Annotated in this window: 1 protein-coding gene; it reads right to left on the bottom strand. The window is 68.6% G+C overall.

What is annotated here, in order from left to right; genetic code table 11:
• Positions 1-634 (bottom strand): condensation domain-containing protein (locus ACLFKU_RS43845; protein ID WP_410853400.1); only part of this gene is annotated, 634 nt, incomplete at its 3' end.
• Positions 635-649 lie beyond the last annotated feature (15 nt).

A 649-nucleotide genomic window follows, 5' to 3' on the forward strand; every position in this document is an offset into this window, starting at 1 on the left:
AGATCCCCACCGGCTGATCCGGCCTGACTCCGAGTGCGATCAGATGATGGGCCAGCCGGTTGGCCCGCGCATTGAGCTCGCCATAGCTCAGTCTCTCGTTCTCATGCACCAGCGCCACCGCCTCCGGCGCCCGCCGCACCTGCGCCTCGAACAGCTCATGGATGCACCGCTCCGACGGGTACGCCGCCTCCGTGCGGTTCAGCTCCTCCAGCAGATACCGGCGCTCCGCCGCCGGCAGGATATCGATGCGCTCCACCGGCTGGCCCGCGTCTGCAACCATCGCCCGCAGCAGCGCCAGCAGATAATCCCGCTGCCGCCTGACCGTCGACTCTTCGAACAGCGCCGTGGCATAGCCCAGCGTGCCCACGATCCGCCCGTCACACTCGCCTACGTTCAGCTCCAGCTCGAACCGGATCTGCCCGGGCGCATTGTCCACCACCTCCTCCACGCCCAGCCCGGGAAGATCGAGCCGCCCCAGCGCGTTATTCTGCCAGGCCAGCCCCACTTGGAACAATGGCGTGTGGTCAAGCGCCCGGGGCGGCTGCACGATCTCCACCACCTGCTCGAATGGCAGGTCCTGATGCTCCTGCGCCCCCAGGGCCGTACGCCGTGTCCGCTCCAGAAGCGTCGCCACGTCCGGCCCGCCCGA

It is taken from the genome of Paraburkholderia sp. EG304, assembly GCF_046543485.1.
GTDB classification, from domain to species: Bacteria; Pseudomonadota; Gammaproteobacteria; order Burkholderiales; family Burkholderiaceae; genus Paraburkholderia; species Paraburkholderia youngii.